Below are 4675 nucleotides of genomic sequence, written 5' to 3'. Positions count from 1 at the left end.
GCCACAAAACGGTCCTCCGAGAGGCCCTTCTGAAACTGGATGCGATTGCGCGCCATGACTCATCTCCCTGATCCGGCACGCAATCTCGACCGAGTCGCATGGCGAGATCAGGGCTTACGATGGTGCGTAATCAGGTCTGCCCTTGGTGCTGGCCGACGACTATGCCGATCACTGGGTGCAGCCTGATTGGTCCAAGGAAAGCGGGCGCATACTATCGGGTGGACGCTTTCTAAAAGACCCCAGGCCACCTGCGAGCGATTTCAATCCGCCGCATGGTTTTGTTGAGGCACGCGCAGAGCTGGCCGCGTTGGTTCGAGGAAAAGATGACCAATCTGGTTTGATGGAGGCAGCGCCACTTGGGGAATGGTTGCGAACCAACGAGAGCTTTCAGGCTCATGTGGAAGCCTACCTTGATGCGTATGCGAGTTGGCTAAAAGCCTCGCCTGATGTCGCTTCATGGGTCGATGTCGTCGCAGTTGCGACGCTTGAACCAGATGGACGTACCCTTTCCCGTGTTCCTGAGGCAATCCTGCTCTCACCGCTGCATCCCCTGCGAATGGCCTGGCACAGCATCGCGCAGCGCGTGCTGTACGATGCAGCCTCGGGCGATCGTCCATGTCCAGCGGCCGGGGTACTCGACCCACGAAGCATCCCAGATTTCATGCGAATGCCGATTATATCTCCGGAGGGCGTGGAGAGGCTTCCATTTCTCGCGGTCGAATGTAATTCCGATTATTGGTCCGTCCTATGGAACGGCTCACGGTTACGCAACTTGTCAAGCCGTTCACAGTTGCCGCCGTTCGGTGCTGCATTCGGGTTGACGGTTGGTGGCATCTCGACAGGGTTTAGCGAAAGCCAAGTCGTTCGCGCACTCGACGACGTTTCCAATGTGCTATGTGCGAAACCGATTATCAGCGTCGTCGTTTCAAGCGCTGGCGGTGCAACAGACGCCTGCAACGAAGGGCTGGTAAGGTGGTCTGCCGGACAATACGCAGAAGCAGATAAGTCTTTGCGACGTCAAGCATCGGGGCCGCGGCGGCTTGATGTCTACGATGCTCGCGAGCAAAATTCGCGACCTGATGATGCGACTGTCGCCAACCTGTCCGACGATACACGCAACAATGTGAGATGGTTTTCCGCTCCACCAAAGGGCGCCGGCTTGGATCTGGGAATTATTGCGCAGTTGGATTCCTCAGAGCCCGAAGCTGCCGAAACACCACTGCGTTCGCCGCTCGCAGCTGGCGGGCTACTACGTCATCGCATTCGTCGACAGTTGCCTGGCTCATTCCTAAGTGAGTCACGACAAGCTCACGCGGCCGAACCAAGCGGCGATCTATTGGTCGACAAGGTTGCCGCTTGCATTGCAATGATTGAAAACACTGGCGATCACGTTTCGGGCCTACGGTTCGCGCCAAACGTCCATGCAATTTCAGAAATGTTGGAAGAGAAAGGGACAGATTTCGTCGCCATCTCATCATCGGCCGTAGACCCGGCATGTTTCCTCGGAGGATGGCTGCCGCAATCCTACCTCTGGGACTATGATCTGCCATCCTACTCGCAAAGAGCGGGTGACACGAATGGGTACTATGTCTTGTCTCGGGTGAAGCCGTCCGACCGGGATGGTTTAAAGAAAGTTCTGTCGCGCCTACCAGGCTGCAATGAAATCGAGGATGCAAAAATCGAGGACATCCTCCTTGAGATCGCACGGCGCGGGATTCCCACGATACGCGGGCTTTCAGGAGACGACACGGGCGCAACCGGGGACCTCGGGCTGTTTGTGGCAGCGCGCTTGTTGCAGGATCGGTTCCGATTATCTGCCAGCGCCAACAGCTTGCTACCGGTCATTGGCAGAAGCGGCGGTGAGGTGGCAATTGCGTTGGTAATCCCGGTTGATCCATTTCGGGGCTACCTCGATGATCTATCGCGCGCGCTCAACAAAGGCAGGTCCGACGCAACGTTATCGCGTCCTGACTTACTCGTGGTGGGAATCTCCCTGGGGGCCGGCTGCGTACGCGTACATTTGACACCGGTGGAAGTTAAATCCCGCCTCGGTACAATGTTTCCGCCAGGGGATGTTGAAGACGCACTGGGGCAGGCCAAGGCCCTCGCCGATCTTCTTACCGGGTTGGCAGGTCACAAAGAACGTGCCGGGCTTTGGCATCTTGGCTACCAGCATCTTCTGCTTTCGATGATCGGCTTCGGAATGCGGGTTTACAGCCAGCATCACGATCTGGCTGGAGCCCTTGGTGATTGGGCGGGCTATCATGAGAAGATTGCAAGCGCCATTCTCGGCAATGGTGACTGCGTGACAGTTGATGGACGTGGTCGATTGATCATTGTCGACGACTCCCCTGCAAGTGAACCGCGCGACTACGATGGCGACGGCTTTGAGGAGACTATCGTCATCGGTTTGGAGGACGCCGGACGCATCATCGCGAAGGACGCACAGATCTTCTACGACAAAGTACGTGCTAAGGTTGGCGATTGGGGCATGAAAGCCGAACCGTGCGGGGAACCATCCGTCACGCTCGATAAGGTTGAGCCGACGCAGGTTGCTGATCCGGCGCCAGTGGTCCGTGAAACTGAGGCCGTTCGTGGTGGAGAAACGAAGTCGAGTGCTAACAAGTCCAAAGTGCCCCCAGTAGCAGCAATCCAACCGAGTGCGGACGCAGGCACCGGAATCAAGCTCGCTGTAGGCAGCACCGACCGCGCATTTGAGAAGAAGGAGCTCTTGCTTGCATTGTCGGACACGCGGCTCAATCAGCTAAACATGGGCGTAGTCGGCGATTTAGGTACGGGCAAAACCCAGCTGCTCAAATCAATCGTCTACCAAATCGTGTCTTCTACAGCTGCAAACCGAGGGATAAGGCCTCGGATAATGATCTTTGATTACAAGCGTGACTACAGCAGCGCAGATTTTGTCCAAGCGACTGGGGCCCGCGTGGTCAGGCCCCATCGACTGCCGTTGAACTTGTTTGACACGAGCAGCATGGAAGATACGACCGTCCCGTGGTTCGATCGATTTAGATTTTTCACCGACGTGCTGGACAAGATCTACTCAGGCATTGGGCCGGTCCAACGCGATAAGCTGAAGCGCGCTGTGAAGGCGGCATACGATGTGAAAACCGGGCAGGGCGCTCCAACACTCTACGACGTCCACGCCGCTTACGGGGAACTACTTGATGGGAAATCAGACTCGCCAATGTCAATCATCGGCGACCTGATCGACATGGAGATCTTTGAATCCGATCCTAACAAGACCCAAACATTCCAAGATTTCTTTGATGGTGTCGTTGTGATCTCGCTGGATGCGCTTGGTCAGGATGATCGCAGCAAAAACATGCTCGTCGCGATCATGTTGAACATGTTCTATGAGAATATGCTTCGTACGCCTAAAAGGCCGTTCCTGGGTACAGACCCGCAGCTTCGTGCAATCGACTCCTATTTGCTTGTCGATGAAGCCGACAACATCATGCGCTACGAGTTCGATGTCCTGCGCAAGCTACTGCTTCAAGGACGGGAATTTGGTTGTGGCGTTATCTTGGCCTCGCAGTATCTCAGGCACTTCAAAGTGAATGCGACAGACTATCGTGAGCCGCTTCTCACTTGGTTTGTGCACAAGGTGCCTAATGTCACGCCTGCCGAGCTAGGGGCGCTTGGGTTGACAGCAACGGCAGCGGAGATGGCGGAACGTATTAAGTCATTGCCAAACCACCACTGCCTGTACAAATCATTCGATGTTCCGGGGCAGGTCATTCGTGGGCTTCCGTTTTATGAACTCATCGCTGCAGTGAAAAAGGAGTGAGCAACAGTTCGGAAATAGATGAAAGCGGGAGTTTCAAAACAGATGCTACAAGCCCAAGTCGTATAATATAGATTAAGTTAAATTTGACTGGAATTTCAATGGTTTCGATTTAAATTAAGAAAAGCGTTATGTTAAATTGTACTATCTCAATCTATGATAATGTCCTTTATCGTATATTGCAAGAACTGCATTTTGAAGCGACTTTGTCTTTTGCTTGCGGGAGTTATTGCATCACGCCATAATATGTATTGAAATCGATAGTGATAATTAATAAAGTGCTCAGCATATTCTTACTAATGGACATTAGCGTTTGATGAGCACGACAAATCCGCACCTATTTCCAAATATGCATTTCCTGCGCGCCGAGCTGGCGCGGAAGGCGGCGGGTTTCTTGTTCCTGATCTCATGCCTCATCTGCCTGTTTTTCGGCCTGACAATCGGTCTGGCATTCGGTCTTTACCTGGCCTCGGCCCCGTACTGATGCGCCTGATGCTGCCTCCAACTTCTGATTCTGCAATTCGAACGTGATCCGCCCCTTCGTCCTCAATCACAATTGCTTCCTGCGTCCGGCTGGGTCTCCACCATCAGACCTCGATGCGCTGCTGCGCGAGATCGGCGGCAACTCGGGCAACAGCTATATCACGCACGCTCTCTCCCGCTTCACCAATCTCAGTCAGCTCGATGGCGTGGCCAGCATCTTCTCTGACGGTGCGATTGCGGCAATCGATGTCCTGATTACGCACCATAGTCCGCCATCTTGAGCCACCAGTAGGGCTGGGGTTTCGTGGCGACGGCGGCCCGCCCCAGAGCGGGGATCATCGCTGCGAGATCGAAGCGATGGTTGAAGCGCCATTCGAACTCGGCGAGGTA

At 54.6% G+C, this 4675-nt stretch carries 2 protein-coding genes; both read left to right on the top strand.

Annotated features, from left to right (window positions below):
- Positions 1-142 precede the first annotated feature (142 nt).
- On the top strand, positions 143-3805 hold the full coding sequence (locus ACEW72_RS13975; protein WP_373477003.1) for a hypothetical protein: 3663 nt from the start codon (positions 143-145) through the stop codon (positions 3803-3805).
- Between the two features lie 524 nt (positions 3806-4329).
- Positions 4330-4566: a hypothetical protein gene (locus ACEW72_RS13970; protein ID WP_373477002.1), complete on the top strand. Its 237-nt coding sequence runs from the start codon at positions 4330-4332 to the stop codon at positions 4564-4566.
- The last annotated feature ends 109 nt before the right edge of the window (positions 4567-4675 follow it).

This window comes from Sphingorhabdus sp. (genome assembly GCF_041737645.1).
In the GTDB taxonomy this organism is placed as follows: domain Bacteria; phylum Pseudomonadota; class Alphaproteobacteria; order Sphingomonadales; family Sphingomonadaceae; genus Sphingorhabdus_B.
This window is presented reverse-complemented; position numbering and strand designations above follow the sequence as displayed.